Annotated in this window: 19 protein-coding genes; 14 read left to right on the forward strand and 5 right to left on the reverse strand. The window is 69.1% G+C overall.

The features are described from left to right. Positions 1–93: 93 nt before the first annotated feature. Positions 94–2,499 (reverse strand): glycine--tRNA ligase subunit beta, encoded by a 2,406-nt coding sequence (gene glyS / locus COA07_RS06915; RefSeq protein WP_096640665.1) that lies wholly within the window; start codon positions 2,497–2,499, stop codon positions 94–96. Between the two features lie 238 nt (positions 2,500–2,737). After that, a complete protein-coding gene (locus tag COA07_RS06920) occupies positions 2,738–3,577 on the reverse strand; it encodes a glycine--tRNA ligase subunit alpha (protein ID WP_066485382.1) in 840 nt (279 codons plus the stop codon). A gap of 236 nt (positions 3,578–3,813) precedes the next feature. On the opposite strand from COA07_RS06920, the gene COA07_RS06925 reads away from it, so the two are divergent. The 10 genes from COA07_RS06925 to COA07_RS06970 all read left to right on the forward strand — a co-directional run bounded on the left by COA07_RS06925 (position 3,814) and on the right by COA07_RS06970 (position 10,570). Continuing rightward, positions 3,814–4,029 (forward strand): helix-turn-helix transcriptional regulator, encoded by a 216-nt coding sequence (locus tag COA07_RS06925; protein ID WP_066713290.1) that lies wholly within the window; start codon positions 3,814–3,816, stop codon positions 4,027–4,029. Further along, the gene (locus COA07_RS06930; RefSeq protein ID WP_096640667.1) at positions 4,022–4,204 is read left to right on the forward strand and encodes a hypothetical protein; all 183 of its coding nucleotides are present in this window, start codon (positions 4,022–4,024) and stop codon (positions 4,202–4,204) included. The genes COA07_RS06925 and COA07_RS06930 overlap by 8 nt, the downstream gene beginning before the upstream one ends. After that, the gene (locus COA07_RS06935; RefSeq protein ID WP_141396488.1) at positions 4,201–4,650 is read left to right on the forward strand and encodes a hypothetical protein; all 450 of its coding nucleotides are present in this window, start codon (positions 4,201–4,203) and stop codon (positions 4,648–4,650) included. The genes COA07_RS06930 and COA07_RS06935 overlap by 4 nt, the downstream gene beginning before the upstream one ends. Then, complete coding sequence (locus COA07_RS06940) at positions 4,629–5,081, forward strand: hypothetical protein (protein ID WP_066712273.1); 453 nt, start codon at positions 4,629–4,631, stop codon at positions 5,079–5,081. The genes COA07_RS06935 and COA07_RS06940 overlap by 22 nt, the downstream gene beginning before the upstream one ends. Positions 5,082–5,124: 43 nt before the next feature. Then, a complete protein-coding gene (locus tag COA07_RS06945) occupies positions 5,125–6,024 on the forward strand; it encodes a TraB/GumN family protein (protein WP_066712271.1) in 900 nt (299 codons plus the stop codon). Positions 6,025–6,142: 118 nt separating this feature from the next. After that, complete coding sequence (locus COA07_RS06950; RefSeq protein ID WP_066712268.1) at positions 6,143–6,817, forward strand: 50S ribosomal protein L25/general stress protein Ctc; 675 nt, start codon at positions 6,143–6,145, stop codon at positions 6,815–6,817. A gap of 108 nt (positions 6,818–6,925) precedes the next feature. After that, positions 6,926–7,492, forward strand: coding sequence for an aminoacyl-tRNA hydrolase (pth, locus tag COA07_RS06955; RefSeq protein ID WP_066712275.1), 567 nt, complete (start codon positions 6,926–6,928; stop codon positions 7,490–7,492). Between the two features lie 41 nt (positions 7,493–7,533). Next, on the forward strand, positions 7,534–8,118 hold the full coding sequence (locus COA07_RS06960) for a TIGR02466 family protein (RefSeq protein ID WP_066712265.1): 585 nt from the start codon (positions 7,534–7,536) through the stop codon (positions 8,116–8,118). Positions 8,119–8,167: 49 nt separating this feature from the next. Beyond that, positions 8,168–9,847, forward strand: a complete 1,680-nt coding sequence (locus COA07_RS06965) for a DEAD/DEAH box helicase (RefSeq protein ID WP_141396489.1) — start codon at positions 8,168–8,170, stop codon at positions 9,845–9,847. A gap of 9 nt (positions 9,848–9,856) precedes the next feature. After that, positions 9,857–10,570: an energy transducer TonB gene (locus tag COA07_RS06970; protein ID WP_096640671.1), complete on the forward strand. Its 714-nt coding sequence runs from the start codon at positions 9,857–9,859 to the stop codon at positions 10,568–10,570. Positions 10,571–10,618: 48 nt separating this feature from the next. On the opposite strand, the gene COA07_RS06975 is transcribed toward COA07_RS06970, so the two are convergent. Continuing rightward, a complete protein-coding gene (locus tag COA07_RS06975; RefSeq protein ID WP_066712011.1) occupies positions 10,619–13,117 on the reverse strand; it encodes an alkaline phosphatase PhoX in 2,499 nt (832 codons plus the stop codon). A 433-nt stretch (positions 13,118–13,550) separates the two neighbouring features. On the opposite strand from COA07_RS06975, the gene rplJ reads away from it, so the two are divergent. The 3 genes from rplJ (at position 13,551) to COA07_RS06990 (ending at position 15,681) form a co-directional block, all read left to right on the forward strand. After that, on the forward strand, positions 13,551–14,066 hold the full coding sequence (gene rplJ, locus COA07_RS06980; RefSeq protein ID WP_066712004.1) for a 50S ribosomal protein L10: 516 nt from the start codon (positions 13,551–13,553) through the stop codon (positions 14,064–14,066). Between the two features lie 69 nt (positions 14,067–14,135). Next, positions 14,136–14,516 (forward strand): 50S ribosomal protein L7/L12, encoded by a 381-nt coding sequence (gene rplL, locus COA07_RS06985; RefSeq protein ID WP_066712002.1) that lies wholly within the window; start codon positions 14,136–14,138, stop codon positions 14,514–14,516. Positions 14,517–14,742: 226 nt separating this feature from the next. Beyond that, positions 14,743–15,681, forward strand: a complete 939-nt coding sequence (locus tag COA07_RS06990) for a CE1 family esterase (RefSeq protein ID WP_169803559.1) — start codon at positions 14,743–14,745, stop codon at positions 15,679–15,681. 18 nt (positions 15,682–15,699) lie between these two features. Here the strand turns inward: COA07_RS06990 and COA07_RS18565 are convergent, their stop codons facing one another. Continuing rightward, positions 15,700–16,860, reverse strand: coding sequence for a hypothetical protein (locus COA07_RS18565; protein WP_245842049.1), 1,161 nt, complete (start codon positions 16,858–16,860; stop codon positions 15,700–15,702). 52 nt (positions 16,861–16,912) lie between these two features. Next, the gene (locus tag COA07_RS07000; RefSeq protein WP_066712163.1) at positions 16,913–17,446 is read right to left on the reverse strand and encodes an acyloxyacyl hydrolase; all 534 of its coding nucleotides are present in this window, start codon (positions 17,444–17,446) and stop codon (positions 16,913–16,915) included. 258 nt (positions 17,447–17,704) lie between these two features. Between COA07_RS07000 and rpoB the strand changes: the two genes are divergently transcribed. Continuing rightward, positions 17,705–21,880 carry a DNA-directed RNA polymerase subunit beta gene (gene rpoB, locus COA07_RS07005; RefSeq protein ID WP_066712165.1) on the forward strand — a complete coding sequence of 1,392 codons (4,176 nt, stop codon included), beginning with the start codon at positions 17,705–17,707 and terminating at the stop codon, positions 21,878–21,880. The last annotated feature ends 96 nt before the right edge of the window (positions 21,881–21,976 follow it).

Genomic DNA, 21,976 nt, shown 5'->3' on the forward strand with positions numbered 1-21,976 from the left:
TGTTGCAACGCAACACACCGTTGCGCGCCGGAATGCAATATGGATTCGCCTCACCGCGCGACAGCCCGGCTTTCGCCGGCGGCGGACGCGCGCCTACCCCTCGATGCGCGAGAAATCGGCGACGCCGTGCACCGCGTCACGCACCCGCGCCAGCAGCGCGAGCCGCGCGGCGCGCTTCGCCGGATCGGCATCGTTGACCGTCACCGCATCGAAAAAGGCGTCGATCGGCGCGCGCAGCGTCGCCAGCGCCGCCATCGCCCCCGCGAAATCCTCACGCGCGACCGCGTCCGCGGCGGCGGGTTCGGCGGCGTCGAGCGCGGCGACCAGCGCCGCCTCGGCGGGTTCGCGATCATAGGTCGCCCCGGCGGAAGCCGGCGCCTCTCGCGGCTCCTGCCCCGCCCCCTCGTCGGAGACCCCAGCCTTCACCGGGGTGACGTCCGCCGTCATACCCTCCTTCTTCAGGATATTCGCCGCCCGCTTGTACCCGGCGAGCAGGTTCGCGCCGTCATCGGTGGCGACGAACGCCTGCAACGCATGGACCCGCGCCAGCAGCCGGACGAGGTCGTCCTCCCCGCCCAGCGCGAAGACCGCGTCGATCAGGTCGTGGCGAACGCCGGCCTCGCGCTGCTGGACCTTGAGGCGGTCGGCGAAGAAGTCGAGGGTCAGTATCAAATTTTCAGCAATCTGCGAACTCGCCCCCTTGGTAACCTCTTGAACCATTGGACGTATCGCGTCGATAATTTCCCTGGTCGCGCCGTCAACCTTTGCGCCTGCTTCTCGCATTGACACTATTGATCTAGCTGCGGACGCTACTGAACTCTGAGCACCCCGCGTCATAAATCCGATCAAGGCGGCCGTTGACACCTGAACAAGAGGATCAATCAGAGAAAGCCTTAATCCGTTCGTCTGAGTTAGAGAAAGGACGCCAAGGGCAGCTCTGCGCAAAGCAAACGGGTCCTTTGAGCCTGTTGGCCTTTCACCGATCGCGAAGAACGCGCCGATCGTATCCAGCTTGTCCGCCAGCGACACCGCCACCGTCACCGGATCGGTCGGCACGTCGTCGCCCTGCCCGACCGGCTTGTAATGATCGCGGATCGCATTCGCGACCGCCGCGTCCTCGCCCTGCGCGGCGGCGTAATAGCCGCCCATCAGCCCCTGCAATTCCGGGAATTCGCCGACCATGCCGGTGACGAGGTCGGCCTTCGCCAGCCGCGCCGCGCGCTCGGCCTGATCGGCCAGTAGCGCGACATTATCCTCCCCGGCACGGGGAGGGGGACCGCCAGCCGCAGGCTGGTGGTGGAGGGGGGCATCCGCGGGCAGCAGCGCCTGTGGCGCACCCCCTCCACCAGCTGCGCTGGTCCCCCTCCCCGTACCGGGGAGGATAATTCCCTCCTCCACCAGCCACCGCGCCAGCTTCGCGACGCGTTCCACCTTGTCGGCGACCGTGCCCAGCTTTTCGTGAAAGACGATCCGGTCCAGCTTCGTCGCCTGCTCCTCCAGCGGCACCTTCAGGTCGGTGTCGTAGAAGAAGCGCGCATCGGCAAGCCGCGCCGCCAGCACCTTGCGGTTGCCCTCGACGATCTTCGCGCCGCCGTCGTCGGCGTCGATGTTCGCGGTACAGACGAACGCGTTGGCCAGCTTCCCGTCGGCATCACGGCACACGAAATACTTCTGGTTCACCCGCGCGGTCAGCTGGATCACCTCGGGCGGAACCGACAGATAGTCGGGGTCGAACCGCCCCAGCAGCGGCACCGGCCATTCGGTCAGCCCGGCATTCTCCGCCAGCAGCCCTTCGTCGCGCACCAGCGTCAGCCCCGCCTTGGCGGTGGCCATCGCCGCGCCGGTGGCGATGATCGCCGCGCGCTCGTTCTGGTCGACGATGACGTGCGCATCGCGCAGCGCCTCGACATAGTCCGCCGCCGAGCGGATCGTCACCGCGTCGGGGTGGTGGAAGCGATGCCCCACCGTCGCCGCGCCGCTGGCGATCCCGGCGACCTCCACCGGCACCACCGCCTCGCCGAACAGCGCGACGATGCCCTGCAACGGCCGCACCCAGCGCAGGCTTTCGGTCGAGGCCGACGCCGCGCCCCAGCGCATCGACTTGGGCCAGGGAAAGGCGCGGATCACGGCCGGGATCGCCTCGGCCAGCACCTCGGGCGTGGCGCGGCCGGGGCGTTCGTTGACGGCGAACAGCACGCCGTCGCGCTCGACCAGCTGGTCGCGCGTCAGGCCGGTCTTGCGCAGAAACCCCTCCAGCGCCTGCGGCGGGGCGCTCGCCTTCGGCCCCTTTACTTCCTCGCTCACCGCCTGGGTCGCATCCGGCAGCCCGCGCAGGATCAACGCCAGCCGCCGCGGCGTGGCATAGGTCACCGTCTCCGCCGCGGTCAGCCCGGCCTTCGCCAGCTCACCCGCGAACAGCCGCGCCAGATCCTCGCGCGCCTTCGGCTGCATCCGGGCGGGGATCTCCTCGGAACGAAGTTCGAGCAGGAAGTCGGTCATGCGAAGGTCGCCGTCTGGAAGGAGGGTTCACGCGAAGGCGCGAAGACGCGAAGAAGGGTGGTTCGCGCAGAGGCGCAGAGCCGCAGAGAGGCCGCGCCAGCGGCTGGCATTCCGCCGCCACCACGCTGCCGAACGACCGTTGCTGCCGCGCGATCGAAACCCACGCGTGCCATCTCTGCGCCTCTGCGCCTCTGCGCGAAAACATCGACAGCGTCGTCGCGGCGCCGCGTGAACATCGTCACGCCGCCCATCCGTTCTTCTCCATGTGCGCCGCGCACGCCGCCTTCGCCAGATCGCGCACGCGGCCGATATAGGCCTGCCGCTCCGCGACGGAGATCACGCCGCGCGCCTGCAACAGGTTGAACGTATGGCTGGCCTTGATCGCCTGTTCATAGGCGGCGATCGGCAGCTTCGCCTCAAGGCAGTTCTCGCACTCCGCCGCCGCCTTTCGAAACGCGTCGAACAGCCGGTCGGTGTCCGCCACCTCGAAGTTCCACGTCGACATCTGGCGCTCGTTTTCCAGGAACACGTCGCCGTACGAAACGCCCGCGTCGTTGAACGCCAGGTCGTACACATTGTCGACGTTCTGGATGTACATTGCCAGCCGCTCCAGCCCGTAGGTCAGCTCGCCCGCGACCGGCTTCATGTCGAAACCGCCCATCTGCTGGAAATAGGTGAACTGCGTCACCTCCATCCCGTCGCACCACACTTCCCAGCCGAGGCCCCAGGCGCCCAGCGTCGGGCTTTCCCAGTCGTCCTCGACGAAGCGGATGTCGTGGACGCGCATGTCCACCCCGATCGCCGCCAGCGATCCCAGGTACAGTTCCTGCAGGTTCGGCGGGCTGGGCTTCAGGATCACCTGATACTGGTAATAATGCTGCAGCCGGTTGGGGTTCTCGCCATAGCGGCCGTCGGTCGGGCGGCGGCACGGCTGGACATAGGCGGCGTTCCACGCGTCCGGCCCCAGCGCGCGCAGCGTGGTGGCCGGGTGGAACGTGCCCGCCCCCATTTCCATGTCATAGGGTTGCAGGATCGCACATCCATGCTCCGACCAATATTGGTGGAGCCGCAGAATCATCGCCTGGAAGGACAGCGGGCGGGGGGCAGACGGGTCGCTCACGCGCGCAGCCTGTGGCGGAACCGCCCGCCGGAATCAACTCGCCACCGCGCGCGCCGCGTCGCCATCGCCAGCCTTGAATGACATTTTGTCAGGTACACTTGACAAAGACGCGACTCGCTGACACTTTGTCATGGTCACCTGACATTGGGTCAGGCGATGCTGACAAGAGGCTGCGGATGTTGCAAGGACGCGACATGAAGAATCGCCTCAAGGTGCTGCGTGCGGAACGCGACTGGAGCCAGGCCGAACTGGCCGGGCGGCTGGACGTGTCGCGCCAGGCGGTGAACGCGATCGAAACGGGGAAATACGATCCCTCGCTGCCGCTCGCCTTCCGCATCGGCCGGCTGTTCGGCCTGACGATCGAGGAGATTTTCGATGACGGCGAAGGAAGGGATGCGGACCATGCGTGACCGTCCGCGCGGGCGCAATATCGTGGCGCAGCTGGTGCTGGGCATCGTGCTGGGGCTGATGGTGATGGGGCATGATCCGCTCACCGTGCTGAGGCGCGCGACCGGCGATGCCGCGCCGTCCGCGTCGTGGCGGCTGCCGCATCTGGCGGTCAACGTCGCGGTGGAATGGCGATGACCCCTGCCCCTCTCGCCACGGACGCCGGCTGGGGCGAGGCGCGCGTGCGCGACCGCCGCCGTCGCCGGGCGCGCCGCGCGGGCGTCGTGCTGGTCGCCGCCTTCGTCGCGATGACCGCGCTGCCGTTCCTGTCGGGGTTCGCCGACGGCTTCCTCGGCCGACCGCATCGTGCCGCCGCGCCGCTGGCGGAGGTGCTGGGCACGGTTCTGGCCTTCGCCGCGGTGTCGATCGGCGCGGACATGTGGAGCTGGCGCGAGGCGGACGAGGTGCAGCGCCGCCACGCCCTTTCGGTCTGGGCGACGATCGGCTTGGTCGGCTTCGTCGGCCATCCGCTGGCGCAATATCTGGAAGGGCCGCTGGGCAGGGGGGCGCTGGCCGAGCCGTTGTGGTGGGCATCGCTCGCCGCGGGGATGGCGGTGTTCGCGTGGCCCAGGATACGGGGGTGATCGGGATGACGCGGATCCATCGAGCGGGCGGGCGACAGCGCGCCAATCACCGCCTGCTGGCATTGTCGGGGCTGCTCGGCGGCGCGATCGGCCTGGGCATCGCCCTGGTCGCGACGCACGAGGCGCCGGATGGCGGCCACCCCGATCTCCTGTCCGCGCCGCTGCCCTTGTGGTTCGCGATCGTGCTGGCGCTTGCCTGGGGCGTGGTGCTGCCGGTCATTTCGTGGCGCTGGCACCGTGTCGTCGACGAACATGAGCGCGAGGCGTATCGCGACGGCGCGGTCGCGGGCTTCTACGCCGTGGCGATCGGCGCGCCGGTCTGGTGGGCGTTCTGGCGCGCGGGAGTGCTCCCGCCGGTCGACGCCACGGCGGTCCTCGCCGCGATGATCGCGGTCTCCGGCATCGTCTGGCTGTGGCGAAAGTATCGCTGACCCCGTTCCCACCACCCCATTTCCTTCGTCAGGAACCTGCCGCATGAACCGCTTCATGAAGACCGCCACCACCGCCATTGCCCTGCTGCTGGCGCTCCCCGCCTGTGCGCAACAGGCGCCCGACTCGTCCCCCGCCGACGCCGATCCCGCGCTGTGGGTGGTGAAGGACGCCGACACGACCATCTATCTGTTCGGCACCATCCACGTGCTGAAGCCGGGTCTCAGCTGGTTCGACGAAGGCGTGAAGAAGGCGTTCGACGCCTCGCAGACGCTGGTGCTGGAAATGGTCGAACCCGACGCCGCCACCCAGCAGCGCGTCGTCATGGCCAAGGCGTTCGACCCCGCCGGCACCCCGCTGACCCAGGCGCTGCCCCCCAATTACCGCGCCGCCTTCGCCACCGCGATGGGCCAGGGCAACGTCCCCGCCGCCGCCTACGACAGGATGCGCCCGTGGTTCGCCGCGGTCACCCTGTCGCTGCTGCCGATCCAGAAACTGGGTTACGATCCGTCCAACGGCCCCGAAGCCGTGCTGGCCAAGGCCGCGCGCGACGCCGGCAAGAAGGTGGAGGGGCTGGAGACGTTCGAGGGGCAGCTGGGCATCTTCGACAGCATCTCGCGCGACGGGCAGCTCCAGCTGCTGGAAAGCACGCTCGACGAACTGCCCAAGGTGAAGACCACGTTCGAGACGATGGTATCGGCCTGGGCCAAGGGGAATCCCGACGGCGTCGCGGCGGAGATGAACGATTCGCTCAAGGATTCGCCGGAGGTCGCCAAGGCGCTGCTGACCGACCGCAACAAGCGCTGGGCGGCGTGGATCGCGGAGCGGATGAAGCAGCCGGGTACCGTCTTCATCGCGGTCGGCGCCGGGCATCTGGCGGGCGACCAGAGCGTGCAGGCGCAACTGGGCGCGTACAAGCTGAACGCGGTGCGGGTGAATTACTGACGCCGAACCGGCCGACCTTGCGTTTCCGGCGCGTTGCCGCTAAGCGCGCCGGCTTCCCGCCATGGTCATCCCTGGAGGCGTGTCGGGAAACGTACTCACAAGTTTCGGAGCATATCGCATGAGCGACACCATCACGCTCGCAGCCGAGACGCGTGACCGGGTTGGCAAGGGAGCCTCCCGTGCACTGCGTCGTGACGGCCGCGTCCCCGCCGTGATCTACGGCCAGAAGAAAGAGCCGGTCTCGATCCATCTCGAGGAGAAGGCGCTAGTCAAGGCGCTGATGACCGGCCACTTCATGAACTCGGTCATCATGGTCGACGGTCAGCGCACGCTGGCCAAGGACGTGGCGTTCCACCCCGTCACCGATCGCCCGACGCACGTCGACTTCCTGCGCATCGCCGCGCACGAAACCGTCACCGTGCCGGTCCCGGTCGTGATCGTGGACGAGGAACTGTCGCCGGGCGTGAAGAAGGGCGCCGTGCTGACGCTGGTCGCCACCGAGCTGGAACTGACCGTCGACGCCGCGAACATCCCGTCGGAAATCGTCGTGTCGGTGAAGGGCAAGGACGTGGGCGACACGATCCACATCGGCGACGTGCGCGTGCCCAAGGGCGCGACGCTGGCGATCGAGGATCCGGAATTCACCGTCGCCACGATCGTCGCCCCGTCGGCGATGCTCGCCGAGGCGCAGGAACAGGCCGCCGAGGAGGCCGCGCTGGCCGAAGCCGCGTCGGCCGAGGCTGCTGCCGAAGCCGCCGCCGAAGAGGAAGAGGGCGAGGACAAGGGCGAGTAATCGCGCCGCCTTGCCGCCTACGGCAAGTCTTACGGGGGCAGGGCAGCGGCGACGCTCCCCTGCCCCCTTCGCTTTTTGAGGCCCCTTCGCCTTTTGAAGGAACGCGACATGCAATTGTGGGTCGGCCTGGGCAATCCGGGCGCGCAATATGCGATGAACCGGCACAATGTCGGCTTCATGGCGCTGGACGCGATCGCCGAGGTCCATGGCTTCGCCCCGCCGGCGAAGAAGTTCCAGGGCTGGTTGCAGGAAGGGCGGATCGGCGGCGACAAGGTACTGCTGCTCAAGCCCGCGACCTTCATGAACGACAGCGGCCGCTCGGTGGGCGAGGCGATCCGCTTCTACAAGCTGGGCGTCGAGGCGCTGACGGTGTTCCACGACGAACTCGACCTGGCGCCGATGAAGGTGAAGGTGAAGCAGGGCGGCGGCACCGCGGGGCACAACGGGCTGCGCTCGATCGACCAGCATCTCGGCCCCGATTTCCGCCGGGTGCGGATCGGCATCGGCCATCCGGGGCACAAGGACCGTGTGACCGGTCACGTGCTGGGCAATTACGCCAAGACGGAGATCGAGCCGCTGTCCGACCTGCTCGGCGCGGTCGCGGCGGAGGCGGACTGGCTGGCGAAGGGCGACGACACGCGCTTCATGAACGACGTCGCGCTGCGCCTGGGGTGATGCCGCACCCGCCCTCCCCCTCCGCCGACAGGATCGCCCCGATGCCGACACGCCAGCTGTTCCCGACCCACTTCTACGACGCGTCGATCGACGCCGCGGACCTGCTCGCCGAGCTGGAGGAATCGTGCCGCGCGCTGGCGCAGGACGATATGGCGGGCCGGCGCTGGTCGAAGGAGCATGGCTATCGCGGCTACACCAGCTACGCCTCGCTCGACGATCTGCCGCTGCGCGACCCGGCGTTCGGCGATCTGAAACGGCATCTCGACCGGCACGTTGCCGCCTTCGCCCGCGATGCGGGGATGGACCTGGGCGGGCGCCGGCTGAAGCTGGACAGCCTGTGGGTCAACGTGATGAAGCCGGGCGGCACCCATTCGGGACATATCCACCCGCACAGCGTCGTGTCGGGCACCTTCTACGTCGCGGTGCCGCCGGGATCGGGCGCGCTCAAGCTGGAGGATCCGCGGCTGCCGATGCTGATGGCCGCGCCGCCGCGTGCCGACACCTTCGTCTACGCCGAACCACAGGTGGGCACGATCTTCCTGTGGGAAAGCTGGCTGCGGCACGAAGTGATGCCCAACGCCGCGAAGGCGGACCGCATCAGCATCAGTTTCAACTACCGCTGGTAACCCGGCACCACTGGCATTTCCGCCCTCGCGATACCATCTGGACGATCTCATGAACGCAACGAACATCCCCGCCGCACTGTCGAGCGCGCTAGAAGCGCGTGGCTATGCCGCGCTCACCCCCGTCCAGAGCGAGGTGACCGCCGACGAGGCGATCGGCCGCGACCTTCTGGTGTCCGCCCAGACCGGCTCCGGCAAGACCGTCGCCTTCGGGCTGGCGATCGCCGGACAGCTGCTGACCAACGACCAGCTGCCACAGCCCGGTGCGCCGCTCGCGCTGGTGATCGCCCCGACCCGCGAACTGGCGTTGCAAGTCGCCAAGGAGCTGACTTGGCTCTACGCCGATGCGCGGATCGCCACCTGCGTCGGCGGGATGGACCCGAGCCGCGAGCGCCGTGCGCTGAACCATGGCGCGCATATCGTCGTCGGCACGCCGGGGCGCCTGCGCGACCATGTCGAGCGCGGCGCGCTGAACCTGTCGCAGATCCGCGCCGCGGTGCTGGACGAGGCGGACGAGATGCTCGACATGGGCTTCCGCGACGATCTGGAGGCGTTGCTGGACCAGACGCCCGCAGAGCGGCGTACGCTGCTGTTCTCCGCCACCCTGCCCAAGACGATCGTCGCACTGGCGCGCAAATATCAGCGCGACGCGCTGCGCATCTCGACTGTCAGCGAGCAGCGCGGGCATGGCGACATCACCTATCGCGCGGTCACCGTCTCCCCGTCGGAAATCGAGCATGCGGTGATCAACCTGCTGCGCTTCTACGAGGCGGAGACCGCGATCCTGTTCTGCGCCACGCGCGACAATGTCCGCCACCTGCACGCCGGGCTGGTCGAGCGCGGGTTCGCCGCGGTGGCGCTGTCGGGCGAGCATTCGCAGAACGAGCGCAACCACGCGCTACAGGCGCTGCGCGACCGACGGGCTCGGGTGTGCGTGGCGACCGACGTGGCGGCGCGCGGCATCGACCTGCCGACGCTGAGCCTGGTCGTGCATGTCGAGCTGCCGCGCGATGCCGAGGTACTGCAGCACCGTTCGGGCCGCACCGGCCGCGCGGGCAAGAAGGGTACGGCAGTGCTGCTGGTCCCCTATCCGCGCCGTCGCCGTGTGGAGATGATGCTGCGCGGCGCGCGCATCGCCGCCGAATGGGGCGAGGTGCCGACCGCCGAGGCGATCCGTGCGAAGGATCGCGAGCGGTTGCTCGAACGCCTGCTCGCCCCGGTCGAGGTGGACGAGGACGATCAGGCGCTCGCCGCCGAACTGCTGGCGCAGCGATCGGCGGAGGAGATCGCCGCCGCCTTCGTCGCGGCGCAGCGCGCCAGCCTGCCCGCGCCCGAGGAATTGTCCGACCGCGCGCCGGAGGACCGGCAGAAGGCGCACCGCCCGGGCTTCGACGATGTCGTGTGGTTCCGCATGAACGTCGGCCGGCGCCAGAATGCCGACCCGCGCTGGGTGCTGCCGCTGCTGTGCCGCCGCGGGCATGTGACCAAGGCGGAGATCGGCGCGATCCGCATCGGCGCGATGGAAACGCAGTTCCAGGTGCCCAGCGCGCTCGCCGGTCGCTTCGCCGCCGCGGTGCGCGCCAGCGCCAACGCCGATGGCGAGGACGAGAGCGGCGTGCGGATCGAGCCGATGCAGGGCGCGCCCGCGCCGATGCGCGGCGGTCAGGGCGGCGCCGGCGGCCCGCCGCAGCGGCGCTATCAGGCCCAACGCACGCCCCGCCCGCGGCGCTGACCCGCGATCATGACCGGGACGCGGCGAGCTGAGCGGGTCGTCGTGGGGTCGCTGGTCATCGCGCTTCATGCCGCGGCGGGATGGTGGCTGCTCGCGCCGGGTGAGGCGATGCCCCGTCCCACGCCGAGCGTCTCGCTCGCGACGTTCGACGTGCCGCCGCCTGCGCCGGCCCCGCCGCCGCTGGCGACGGACGTTTCGGGGCGATCATCCGTCCGGGCACCCGCCCGGGCCGCGAACCCGGCACCGCTGGTCGCGCCGCCGCCGCTTGTCACCGTCCCGCCACCCGTTCCGCTGGTCGCCGCCCCGGTCGCCGGCAGCGGCACCAGCGCGCAGGCGGGTGGCACGGCGACCGGCAAGGGCACCGGCGCGGAAGGCGACGGCAACGGCGCGGCCGGCACACCCGCCCGGCTGCTGCGCGGCGCGATCCGCGCGCGCGACTATCCCGTCGCCGAACGCCGCGCGCGGATCGAAGGGGTCGTGACGGTCCGCTTCACCGTCACACCCGATGGCCGCGCGACCGCCTGTCGCACGATGCGATCCAGCGGCAACGGGTCGCTCGACGCGACGACGTGTCGCCTGATCGAGCAGCGGTTCCGCTATGCACCGGCGCGCGATGCGGGCGGCGTCCCCCGCGCCGAGGAACGCGGCTGGCAGCAACGCTGGTGGATCGACGCGCCCGCCACCGCCCCCGACAACGACGACGCCCCGCCGCCCGGACCGTGACGGCCGGACGACGGGGCGCCGCGCAGGATCGCCCGAAGAGCGTGCGCCTTACAGGCCCACGACGCCGCCGTCGTCCTTGGTGATGACCACCGTCGCCGCGCGGGGACGGCCGGTGCCGGTGCCGGTCGCCTGGCTCTGCGGCCAGTTCGAGGTGATGTTGGCGAAGTTGCCGTCCTCACCGGGGTGCTGGACGTTGACGAAGATCGTGCGGCCGTCGGCGGTCGAGGTGATGCCGGTGATCTCGCATTCCTTCGGCCCGACCAGGAACCGCTTCAGCTTGGCGCCCGGCGCCGCGCCGACGCGCGTCGTCGTGGTGGCGGTGCCGCCCGACGTCGTGGTGACGCTCTTGGTCGTGCCGTCGCCGACGCGGCCGGGCATTCCGATCAGCATCATGCAGTTGGTGACGTCGGTATACGCCCCGTCGTCGGTCTGCACGAACAGCAGCGGCGACGCCTGACCCGCCGCGTTCGTCGGCAGGCCGAACCACAGGCCGTCGGGCGACGAGAAGTCGTTGGTGTCGTCCAGCCCCGACAGGTTGACGTTGTCGGCATTGGCGTTGGCACGCGCACCGAAGGCGTAGACGTCCCAGGTGAAGGTCAGCGACTCGGTCGAGTCGTTGGCTTCGCGCAGGCGCACGATATGGCCGTTGGCATTGCCGCTGTTGGTACCGCCGTCGGTGCGGGTGTCGACATAGGCGCGCGGATTGGCCGCATCGACCGCGCGCGTGCTGCTGCTGGACGCCACGCCGCGACGGTTCGAGTTGTTGGTCAGCGTGCAGTACATCTCGCCGTTGACCGGGTTCACCGCGGTCCATTCCGGGCGATCCATCGGGGTCGCGCCCAGCACGTCACCGGCGAGGCGGGCGTTGATGAGCACGTCGGCCTGGCTGGCGAACGGATAGCGCGCGTTGTTCGCGTCCAGCCCGTTCTGGCCGAACACCAGCGGCAGCCAGATGCCGGTGCCGTCGGCGTTGAACTTCGCGACATACAGCGTGCCGGTGTCCAGATACTTGTCGCCGGTCGCCAGCCGGTTCGACGCGGTGGCATCCGCCGCCGACCAGGCGGTGGCCGACACGAACTTGTAGATATATTCGTTGCGGCCGTCGTCGCCCATGTAGAACGCCGGCTTTACGCCTGCGATCATGCGGCCCGCCATTACGCCTTCGTGCGCCATGCGGCCCAGCGCGGTGCGCTTGCGCGGGGTCGAGCTGGGGTCATAGGGGTCGATCTCGACCACCCAGCCGAAGGTGAACGGCTCGTTGCGGAAATCGCCCGTGCCGTCCGCGGCGTTGGCCGCGACCGCCGAGGCGTTCCAGCGCGTGAAGATCGTGCTGCTCGCATCCGCCGGGGCGACCGTTTCCCAGCCGTAGCGGCTGCTGGTGCCGACGCCGTAGCGCGACATCGACGTCACCTGCCGGGCATTGCCCGCCGCAGTGCGCACCGCCGTATCGGTCGAGGAACGCGCGAAATAGCCCGCCCAGTTTTCCTCGCAGGTGGCATAGGTGCCCCACGGCATCGCGCCGTTGGCGCAATTGTTGATCGTGCCGCGCCCCGTGGTGCCGTCCGCCGAATAGCGCGTGCGCAGCTGCGCATCGCCGCGCGCCGGGCCGCTGAAGGCCATCGGGGTGTTGGGCGTCACGCGGCGGTTGAGCGCGCTCGCCGCGACGTAGCTCCACGCGCCGGTGTTGCCCGCGCGGAGCACCTCGACCACCGACACGCCGTGCGCCTCGATCTCCTTGACCACCTCGGCTTCGGGGCGGCGCTGCACGCCGGCCGCGTCCGCTGCGGTCGTCGGCGCGCCGACATGCATGTACTGCGGGTTGATATACTCGTGGTTGATCGCCAGCAGCCCGCGGGTGCTGTTGCCGGCGTCCGGGGCGCTGCCGCTGGCGGCCAGCCCGAAATAGCTCATGCCGTCATGGTTGTCGCCCGCGCGCTGCGCGTAATTGGTGTCCGACCCGTTGTTGGCAAACGCCGCCACGCCCGAGGCGATCGGGTCGCCGGCGCGGTACAGCACCGTCGCGGTATAGCCGGTCGGCACGGTCACGATGTCGTTCTTGTTCTTCGCCACGGCGGTGAATGCCAGCGTCGCCGGGCTGACGACGACGGTCGACCGCTCGCTGCTCGATCCGCTCGGACCGGAGGCGGTAAACTGGAGGACGATGTTGGTCGTGGCGGTGACGTTGGGGGTCACGAAGCTGACCGAGGTGCCGCTGACCGTCAGCGCGACGGTCGGCCCGCTCACCTGCGTCCAGGTGCTGGAGGTGGCGTTGCTGCTGGCCGTCGAGCTGAGCGTCACGACGCGGCCGCCCTGCGCCTGCACGGTGGTGCCGTCCGACACGGTGATGACGTCGTTGCGGCCGTCTTCGTCGTCGCTGCACCCGGCCAGCAGCGAGGCGCCGAACGCGGCGGTGGTCATCGCGCTCATCCCGCCCATCATCTGGCGGCGCGAATAACGCTGTTCGACCAGTTCGCCCAGCGTGGTGGTGGTCGACGGATTGGCGTCGACGTTGCCGTCGTAATCGTTACCGATGATAAGGTCAGTCACGGTGATCCCCCGATGCGATGCGATGTTCCCGCCCGTCCTTGGCCGCGGTAAAAGGCATGGCGATGAAGGTACCGCGACATCCCCACGACAGATCGGCGTCGGTTCGGTGACAGGCGGGCCGGTGCGGGTGGAGACTTGACGCCCGCTGCCGATCGTCTATGACGCCGCCCGCGTGCTCCGGCCGGATGGCCAGGGCGCACCGTCCGAGACAGCGGGTGGCATCCCCGGATGCCTTAATCTCCCGCCGAGGCGGGGACAGGATTGATCGCGCCGGTCGTGCCGCCTTCCCATGGAAGCCGCACGTGCGGCCCGTCGCCCGTTAGCGGGCATCCCATTCCCCATCGCTGGACAATGCCGCCGGCCGCAGTTGCGGATGGCGGTTCGTACCCGGAAGGGTCCGTTCGCGCGGCCCCTTCCCAACGTGGAGAATGGCATGGATCGTAGTCAGAAGACCGCGGCCGTCGCCGAACTGAACCGCACCTTTTCCGAGGTTGCCGTGGTGGTCGTCACCCGCAACCTCGGCATGACGGTGGCGCAGTCAACCGACTTGCGCAACCGGATGCGGGCAGCCGGCGCGACCTACAAGGTCTCGAAGAACAAGCTTGCCAGGATCGCACTCGACGGCACCGACTACGGTTCGCTCAGCGACATGCTGACTGGTCCGGTCGGGCTGGCTTCCTCGACCGATCCGGTCGCGGCGGCCAAGATCGTCGTCGAATTCGCCAAGACGACCGACAAGTTCGAGATCGTCGGCGGTGCGATGGGCACGACCCCGCTGGACGTGGCGGGCGTGCAGGCACTGGCCACGCTGCCGTCGCTGGACGAGCTGCGTGCGAAGATCGTCGGCCTGATCGTGGCACCCGCCACGAAGCTGGCGACCATCACCCAGGCCCCGGCCGCGCAGATCGCGCGCGTGCTGGCAGCTTATTCGGAGAAGGAAGCCGCCTGATTTCAGGCAGCATCCTGTTGATGTTTTGGAATTTGGGGCACCTGTCCCCGCTTGATAGGAAGTAAGATCATGGCAGACCTGAACGCGCTGGTTGACCAGCTGAGCGAACTGACCGTCCTCGAAGCCGCCGAGCTGTCGAAGCTGCTCGAAGAGAAGTGGGGCGTTTCGGCCGCTGCGGCGGTTGCGGCGGCTCCGGCCGCTGGTGGCGCCGCCGGCGGTGCGCCGGCCGCTGAAGAGAAGACCGAATTCGACGTCGTGCTGACCGGCGACGGTGGCAAGAAGATCAACGTCATCAAGGAAGTCCGCGCGATCACCGGCCTGGGCCTGACCGAAGCGAAGGCGCTGGTCGAAGGCGCGCCGAAGCCGGTCAAGGAAGGCGTGTCGAAGGACGAGGCCGAGAAGGTCAAGAAGCAGCTGGAAGAAGCCGGCGCGACCGTCGAGCTCAAGTAAGCCGAACGCGCGGGCGGGGCGCGTCGCGTCCCGCCTGCGCACGGCCGGCGGGTGGCCCGGCTACCCGCGCGACGTCATGGAATGTCCTTCCGTGACGGCCAGCGACAGAATAGGGGCGGCTCCTGATGGGGGCCGCCCCTTTTTCGTTTGGCGGCATGGTCGTTCATCGCCGGGAAGGCATGACACCGTTACGTATACGCAACATCCATCTGCGAGAGCGAGGGACGTGCGCAACAAGGCAATATTGATGGGGGCGATGGCATTGGCGGCGTTCGCAGCCGATGCGGGGCTGGCGGAGCGCCCCGGCCTGCTGGCGCGATGGCGCGACGCACGCGGCGCGCAACAGCGGACCAGCGCCGATGCGACCGTCCATGACCTGTCGATCGCCGCGCAGCAGCGGCGCTACCGTCTGCTCGACGCGCACCGCGGCAGTGGCCCGGCCCCGCTGATCGTCGCGCTGCACGGCGGCGGCGGCAACGGCGCGTCGATGATCGCGCGCTGGGCGGACCAGGCACGCCGCGCGAGGGCGATCGTGGCGGCCCCCGACGGCATCGGTCGCAACGATCGCATGGGCACGTGGAATGCCGGCGGCTGCTGCGGCGAGGCGGCATCGCGCGGGGTCGATGACGTCGCCTTCGTCGCGGCGGTGATCGACGATGTCGCGCGGCGCACGGCGGTCGATCCGCGCCGCATCTACGTCACCGGATTTTCGAACGGCGGGATGCTGACGCACCGCGTCGCGATCGCGCTGGGCGACCGGATCGCCGCCGCCGCGGTCGTCTCGGGCGCGATGTTCGGCAACGAGCCGCGCGCGGTCGCGCCGGTGCCGATGCTGGTAATCCATGGCGAGCGCGACGACGTGGTGCCGTTCGCGGGCGGCACCAGTCCGAAGGGCTTCGTCGGACGGATGCAGACCCGGCCGTTCCTGGCGACCCGCCGGTCGGTCGACGCGTGGCGGACGACCAACGGCTGCACCGCCGCGCCGACCATGACGCGCACCGCCGACGCGGTGGTGGAAACCAGCACCGGATGCTCCAGCGGCGCCGAGGTCCGCTTCGTGGACCGGCGAGCGGGCGAGCATGAATGGCCCGATGCCCGCGGGGCGGACGGCGCGTTTGATGCGAGCGCGACGATCTGGCAGTTCTTCGCCGCGCACCGACGCTGACGCGCCGCCCGGCGCCGGTCAGCTGCGCAGCGAGAGGGCGTGCGGGCGCACCGCCACCGAATCGTGCATCCGTCCCGGTCCGTCGAGCCAGAAGGGCGCCAGCTTCGCCGCGCCGTCGCGCTCCAGTCCGACCGCGAACGCGCCGGCCGTCTGCCCCGCCACCCCGTCGGTGACGTACCGCAGATTGACCGCCGCGACGGGCACGAACATCGGCCGCCCGCCAGCCGTCAGAACGGTGATGGCCGCGCGCGGCAGCGTCGCCAGCACGTTGACGACCCGCTCCTCACCCGGTGCCAGCGCGAACGGCGCGGTCGCGGGGGCGTTCACCGGCTGGGCGAACAGCGCGCCCAGTTCGTCGTCCTGCGACGCACTGGCGCTGAGCAGCCGGACGTCGAGGCGGATGCCCTCGGCCGGGCGATCGCCGTCGTTGCGGACGGTGACCTGCGCATCCAGCGTCGCGGTCAGCAGGTTCACCCCGGCGCGGCGCGCGACCAGATCGAACGCCACCCAGCCCCGCAGCGCCGGCGCGACCGGCGGCGTCGGGGCAACCGGGACGACCGGCGGGCGCGGCGCCGCGGGGGCGACGGGCCGCGGCGACGGCCCCGCACGCACCTCATCGGCGACGAGGGTGCCCGACCGGCGTCGCCACCACCACACCGCCGCGATGCCGGCCGCCAGCACGGCCAGCACGATCGCCCACCATGGGATGCCTGCGCGATCATCGGCAGGCGTTGAGGCGGTGATCGGCGGAGCGGACGGCGTGGCGGTCACGACGGGCGCCGGTATGGCCGTCTCCACCGGAACGGGCGGGGCCGGCGTCGCCCGCTCCACGGGGACAGGCGTCGGTGTCGGACTGGGCGACGGGCTGACGCGCGGAGTGGGTGTTGGCGTGGGCGTCGGAGCCAGTGTCGGGTTGGTCGTCGGCCGCGCCCGCGGGGTCGGCGTCGCGACCGGGCGGGGCGTCGTGCGGACCGGTGGCACGGTGGTCAGCGGCACGGCACCGGTAGCCGACGGGCTGGCGAGCGGGAGCGGCACGCGGATCGGCGGCGGCACCGCGCTGGCATCGGCCGGCAAGGCGGTCGCCGCCGGAACGGGCACGTCCTGCGCGCGGGCAACGGGGGCAAAGAGGGCGATGGCGGCCGACACGCCGGCCAGCAGGGCGAAGGGACGCGAACTCATCGCTCCCCCGCTACCCGCCCGCACGCCGACGTCAACCGTCAGCGAGGCGCATTTACGGCAAACGGATCGTCACACGCGTCCCGATCATGTCCAGCCCGGGGTTCTGCCGGCTGAAGAGCTGCGCATGGCTCAGGTGCGTCCATTGCACCTCCGCGGTGACGCGCGGCAGGATCGTGAACCCTACGCCCAGTTCCGGCTCGAACACCACGCGGCTGCCCAGATCGGTGCGAAATCCGTCCGCCCCGACGCGATAGGACGGCCCGTCATGCACCGCCAGGCCAATCCCCGGCCGCACGAAAAAGCCCGGGAGCCCCACCGTCAGCGCAAGACCCGCCGCCGCGAAGCTGGTGTCGCCGCGCGTGTTCGCCGAGACGAAGGCATAGGGGCGCAGCGTCGCGACGCCCGCGTTCAGTACCGGCTTGCCCCGCACCCCCAGCTGAAGGTCGGTGCCGCCCTCCCCGGTCGCCTTGGTCAGCGGGGTGTCGACGCCGTGCGACAGGACGCCGACGAACACCTCCTGCGCATCGGCGGAACGGGGGAGCAGCACCAGCAGGGCACCGACCAGCAAGAGGATGACACGCAACATGCCCCTCCCCTACCCCTTCAACCCGCGCGGCGATAGCAGCGCGCGGTTGACGCTGTGCCAGTGCGGGCTTATATCGCGGCAACTTTCCACAGCCTCGGGACATGGCGCGCCGTCGCGCAGCGCGTCGTACGGATGGGGGCTGGAAAGACAGGACGCTGACAGGCTGCCGTCTCCCGATGATCGGGATTAGACGTGCGGCCTTTCGTCGTTACTGACCCCAGCGCCCGTGAATTCTGGCTGACGAGGCACAAAGCTCTTATGGCGACCAATCCGATCGACGCGGGGACCGCGCGGACCGACAAGGCGGGCACGCGCAAGCGGCGCATCCGCAAGGTATTCGGCAACATCCACGAAGTGGTGCAGATGCCGAACCTGATCGAGGTTCAGCGCGAAAGCTACGAACAGTTCCTGCGTTCCGATCCGTCGATCGGCTATGTCTCGGGCCTGGAAAAGACGCTGCGTTCGGTGTTCCCGATTCGCGACTTCGCCGGCACCGCCGAGCTGGACTTCGTCAATTACGAGCTGGAGCCGCCGAAGTTCGACGTCGAGGAATGCCGCCAGCGCGGCATCACCTATGCCGCGCCGATGCGCGTCACGCTGCGCCTGATCGTGTTCGAGGTGGATCCGGATACGGAAACCCGCTCGGTGCTCGATATCAAGGAGCAGGACGTCTACATGGGCGACATGCCGCTCATGACCGAGAACGGCACCTTCTTCATCAACGGGACCGAGCGTGTCATCGTGTCGCAGATGCACCGCTCGCCGGGCGTGCTGTTCGACCATGACCGTGGCAAGACCCATGCGTCGGGCAAGTATCTCTTTGCCGCGCGCGTGATCCCGTACCGCGGCTCGTGGCTCGATTTCGAGTTCGACGCCAAGGACATCGTCAACGTCCGTATCGACCGCAAGCGCAAGCTGCCGGTCACCGCGCTGCTGTATGCGCTGGGCCTCAATTCGGAAGAGATCCTCAACCACTTCTACAACCGCGTGACGTTCGTCCGCGGCGAAGGCGGCTGGCAGATCCCGTTCAACGCCGAGAACTGGCGCGGTGCCAAGCCAACGTTCGACCTGATCGACGCGTCGTCGGGCGAAATCGTGTTCCCGGCCGGCACCAAGGTCACCCCGCGCGCCGCGAACAAGGCGGCGAAGGACGGACTGACCACGCTGCTGATCCCGACCGAGGAAATCTACGGCCGCTACTCGGCCTATGACCTCATCAACGAGGGCACCGGCGAAATCTACGTCGAGGCCGGTGACGAGATCGGTCCCGACAATCTCGAGAAGCTGGACAAGGCCGGCATCGAGAAGATCGACCTGCTCGACATCGACCATCATTCGACCGGGCCGTGGATCCGCAACACGCTCAAGGCCGACAAGGCCGAGGAGCGCGAGCAGGCGCTGTCCGACATCTATCGCGTGATGCGCCCCGGCGAGCCGCCGACGCTGGAGACGGCCGAGGCGCTGTTCGCTGGCCTGTTCTTCGATCCCGACCGCTACGACCTGTCGGCGGTGGGCCGCGTCAAGCTCAACATGCGCCTCGACCTCGATGCCGAGGACACGGTGACGACGCTGCGCACCGAGGATATCCTGGCGGTCGTCAAGACGCTGGTCGACCTGAAGGACGGCAAGGGCGAGATCGACGATATCGACAACCTCGGCAACCGCCGCGTGCGGTCGGTGGGCGAGCTGCTGGAGAACCAGTATCGCGTCGGCCTGCTGCGCATGGAGCGTGCGGTCAAGGAGCGCATGTCGTCGGTCGACGTGTCGACGGTGATGCCGAACGACCTGATCAACGCCAAGCCGGCGGTGGCCGCGGTGCGCGAATTCTTCGGCTCGTCGCAGCTGTCGCAGTTCATGGACCAGACCAACCCGCTGTCCGAAGTGACGCACAAGCGCCGCGTCTCGGCGCTCGGGCCGGGCGGTCTGACGCGTGAGCGTGCGGGCTTCGAGGTCCGCGACGTCCACCCGACGCACTATGGCCGCATCTGCCCGATCGAGACGCCGGAAGGCCCGAACATCGGCCTCATCAACTCGCTGTCGACGTTCGCGCGCGTCAACAAGTACGGCTTCATCGAGACGCCGTACCGCAAGGTCCTCGACGGCAAGGTGACCAACGAGGTCGTGTACCTGTCGGCGATGGAGGAGCAGAAGCACACCGTCGCACAGGCATCGGCCGAAACCGACGCCGAGGGCCGCTTCACCGAGGAGCTGGTGTCGGCGCGGCAGGCGGGCGAATTCCTGATGGCGCTGCCGGAAACGGTGACGCTGATGGACGTCAGCCCGAAGCAGCTGGTGTCGGTCGCCGCCTCGCTGATCCCGTTCCTGGAAAACGACGACGCGAACCGCGCGCTGATGGGCTCGAACATGCAGCGCCAGGCGGTGCCGCTGGTCCGTGCCGAGGCGCCGTTCGTCGGCACCGGCATGGAAGAGACGGTGGCGCGCGATTCGGGCGCGGCGATCTCGGCGCGGCGCGCCGGCATCGTCGACCAGGTCGACGCCAGCCGCATCGTGATCCGCGCCACCGGTGAGGTCAGTGCGACCGAATCGGGCGTGGATATCTACACGCTGATGAAGTTCCAGCGTTCGAACCAGTCGACCTGCATCAACCAGCGCCCGCTGGTGAAGGTGGGAGACGTGGTGCGCGCCGGCGACACGATCGCCGACGGCCCGTCGACCGAGTTCGGCGAGCTGGCGCTGGGCCGCAACGCGCTGGTCGCGTTCATGCCGTGGAACGGATATAACTACGAGGACTCGATCCTCATCTCCGAGCGGATCGTGAAGGACGACGTGTTCACGTCGATCCATATCGACGAGTTCGAGGTGATGGCCCGCGACACGAAGCTGGGGCCGGAGGACATCACCCGCGACATCCCGAACGTCGGCGAGGAAGCACTGCGCAACCTCGACGAGGCGGGCATCGTGTACGTCGGTGCCGAAGTGGAGCCGGGCGACATCCTGGTCGGCAAGATCACGCCGAAGGGCGAAAGCCCGATGACGCCGGAAGAGAAGCTGCTGCGCGCCATCTTCGGTGAGAAGGCGTCGGACGTTCGCGACACCTCGCTGCGCCTGCCGCCGGGCGTGGCGGGCACGATCGTCGACGTGCGCGTCTTCAACCGCCACGGCATCGACAAGGACGAGCGCGCGATGGCGATCGAGCGCGAGGAGATCGAGCGCCTGAAGAAGGACGCCGACGACGAGCGCACGATCCTCAACCGTGCCACCTGGTCGCGCCTGCGCGAGATGCTGCTGGATCAGGTCGCCACCGCGGCCCCCAAGGGCGTCAAGAAGGGCGTCACCATCGACATGGACGTGCTCGACAGCGTCGACCGTCACGAATGGTGGAAGTTCGCGGTCCAGGACGATGCCGTGCAGGCGAACCTGGAGGCCGTGAAGGGCCAGTATGACGAAGCCGCCAAGCGCATCCGCGACAAGTTCGAGGATCGCCGCGAGAAGCTGGAGCGTGGCGACGAGCTGCCGCCGGGCGTGCTCAAGATGGTCAAGGTGTTCGTCGCGGTGAAGCGCAAGCTGCAGCCGGGCGACAAGATGGCCGGCCGTCACGGCAACAAGGGCGTCATCAGCCGCATCCTGCCGGTCGAGGACATGCCGTTCCTCGCCGACGGGACGCCGGTGGACCTGGTGCTCAACCCGCTGGGCGTGCCGAGCCGCATGAACGTCGGTCAGATCTTCGAGACGCACCTGGGCTGGGCGGCGCGCAACCTGGGCATGCAGGTCGCGCGGCAGCTGGAGGACTGGCGTGAGGCCAATCCCGACGCCAGGGCGGGCGAGATGCCCGACGCGGTCAAGACCCGGCTCAAGGAGATCTACGGCGACCATTATGTCGACGAGATCGAGGCACGCGACGGCGAGGAGATCGCCGAGCTGGTCCACAACGTGCGCACCGGCGTGCCGATGGGCACGCCCGTGTTCGACGGCGCGCGCGAAAGCGACGTGTCGGAGATGCTGGAACTGGCCGGTCTCGACACGTCGGGCCAGTCGGTTCTGTACGACGGGCGTACCGGCGATGCGTTCGACCGGCGCGTGACGGTGGGCATCATCTACATGCTGAAGCTGCACCACCTGGTGGACGACAAGATCCACGCGCGGTCGATCGGGCCGTACAGCCTCGTCACCCAGCAGCCGCTGGGCGGCAAGGCGCAGTTCGGCGGCCAGCGGTTCGGCGAAATGGAAGTGTGGGCGCTCCAGGCCTATGGCGCCGCCTACACGCTCCAGGAAATGCTGACGGTGAAGTCGGACGACGTCGTCGGCCGCACCAAGGTCTATGAGGCGATCGTCAAGGGCGACGACACGTTCGAGGCCGGCATCCCGGAGAGCTTCAACGTGCTGGTCAAGGAAATGCGCTCGCTGGGTCTCAACGTCGACCTCAAGTCGATGGAAGAGGCGCAGGACGACGGCATGGCCGAAGCCGCGGAGTAAACAGCCCTTCGCCCTCTCCCCGGCGGGGAGAGGGTCGGGGTGAGGGGCGGCGCCTCCTAGAGGCCAGCGCCTGCGGCGCCCCCTCACCCAACCCTC

The sequence above is a fragment of the Sphingomonas adhaesiva genome, assembly GCF_002374855.1.
GTDB lineage: Bacteria > Pseudomonadota > Alphaproteobacteria > Sphingomonadales > Sphingomonadaceae > Sphingomonas > Sphingomonas adhaesiva.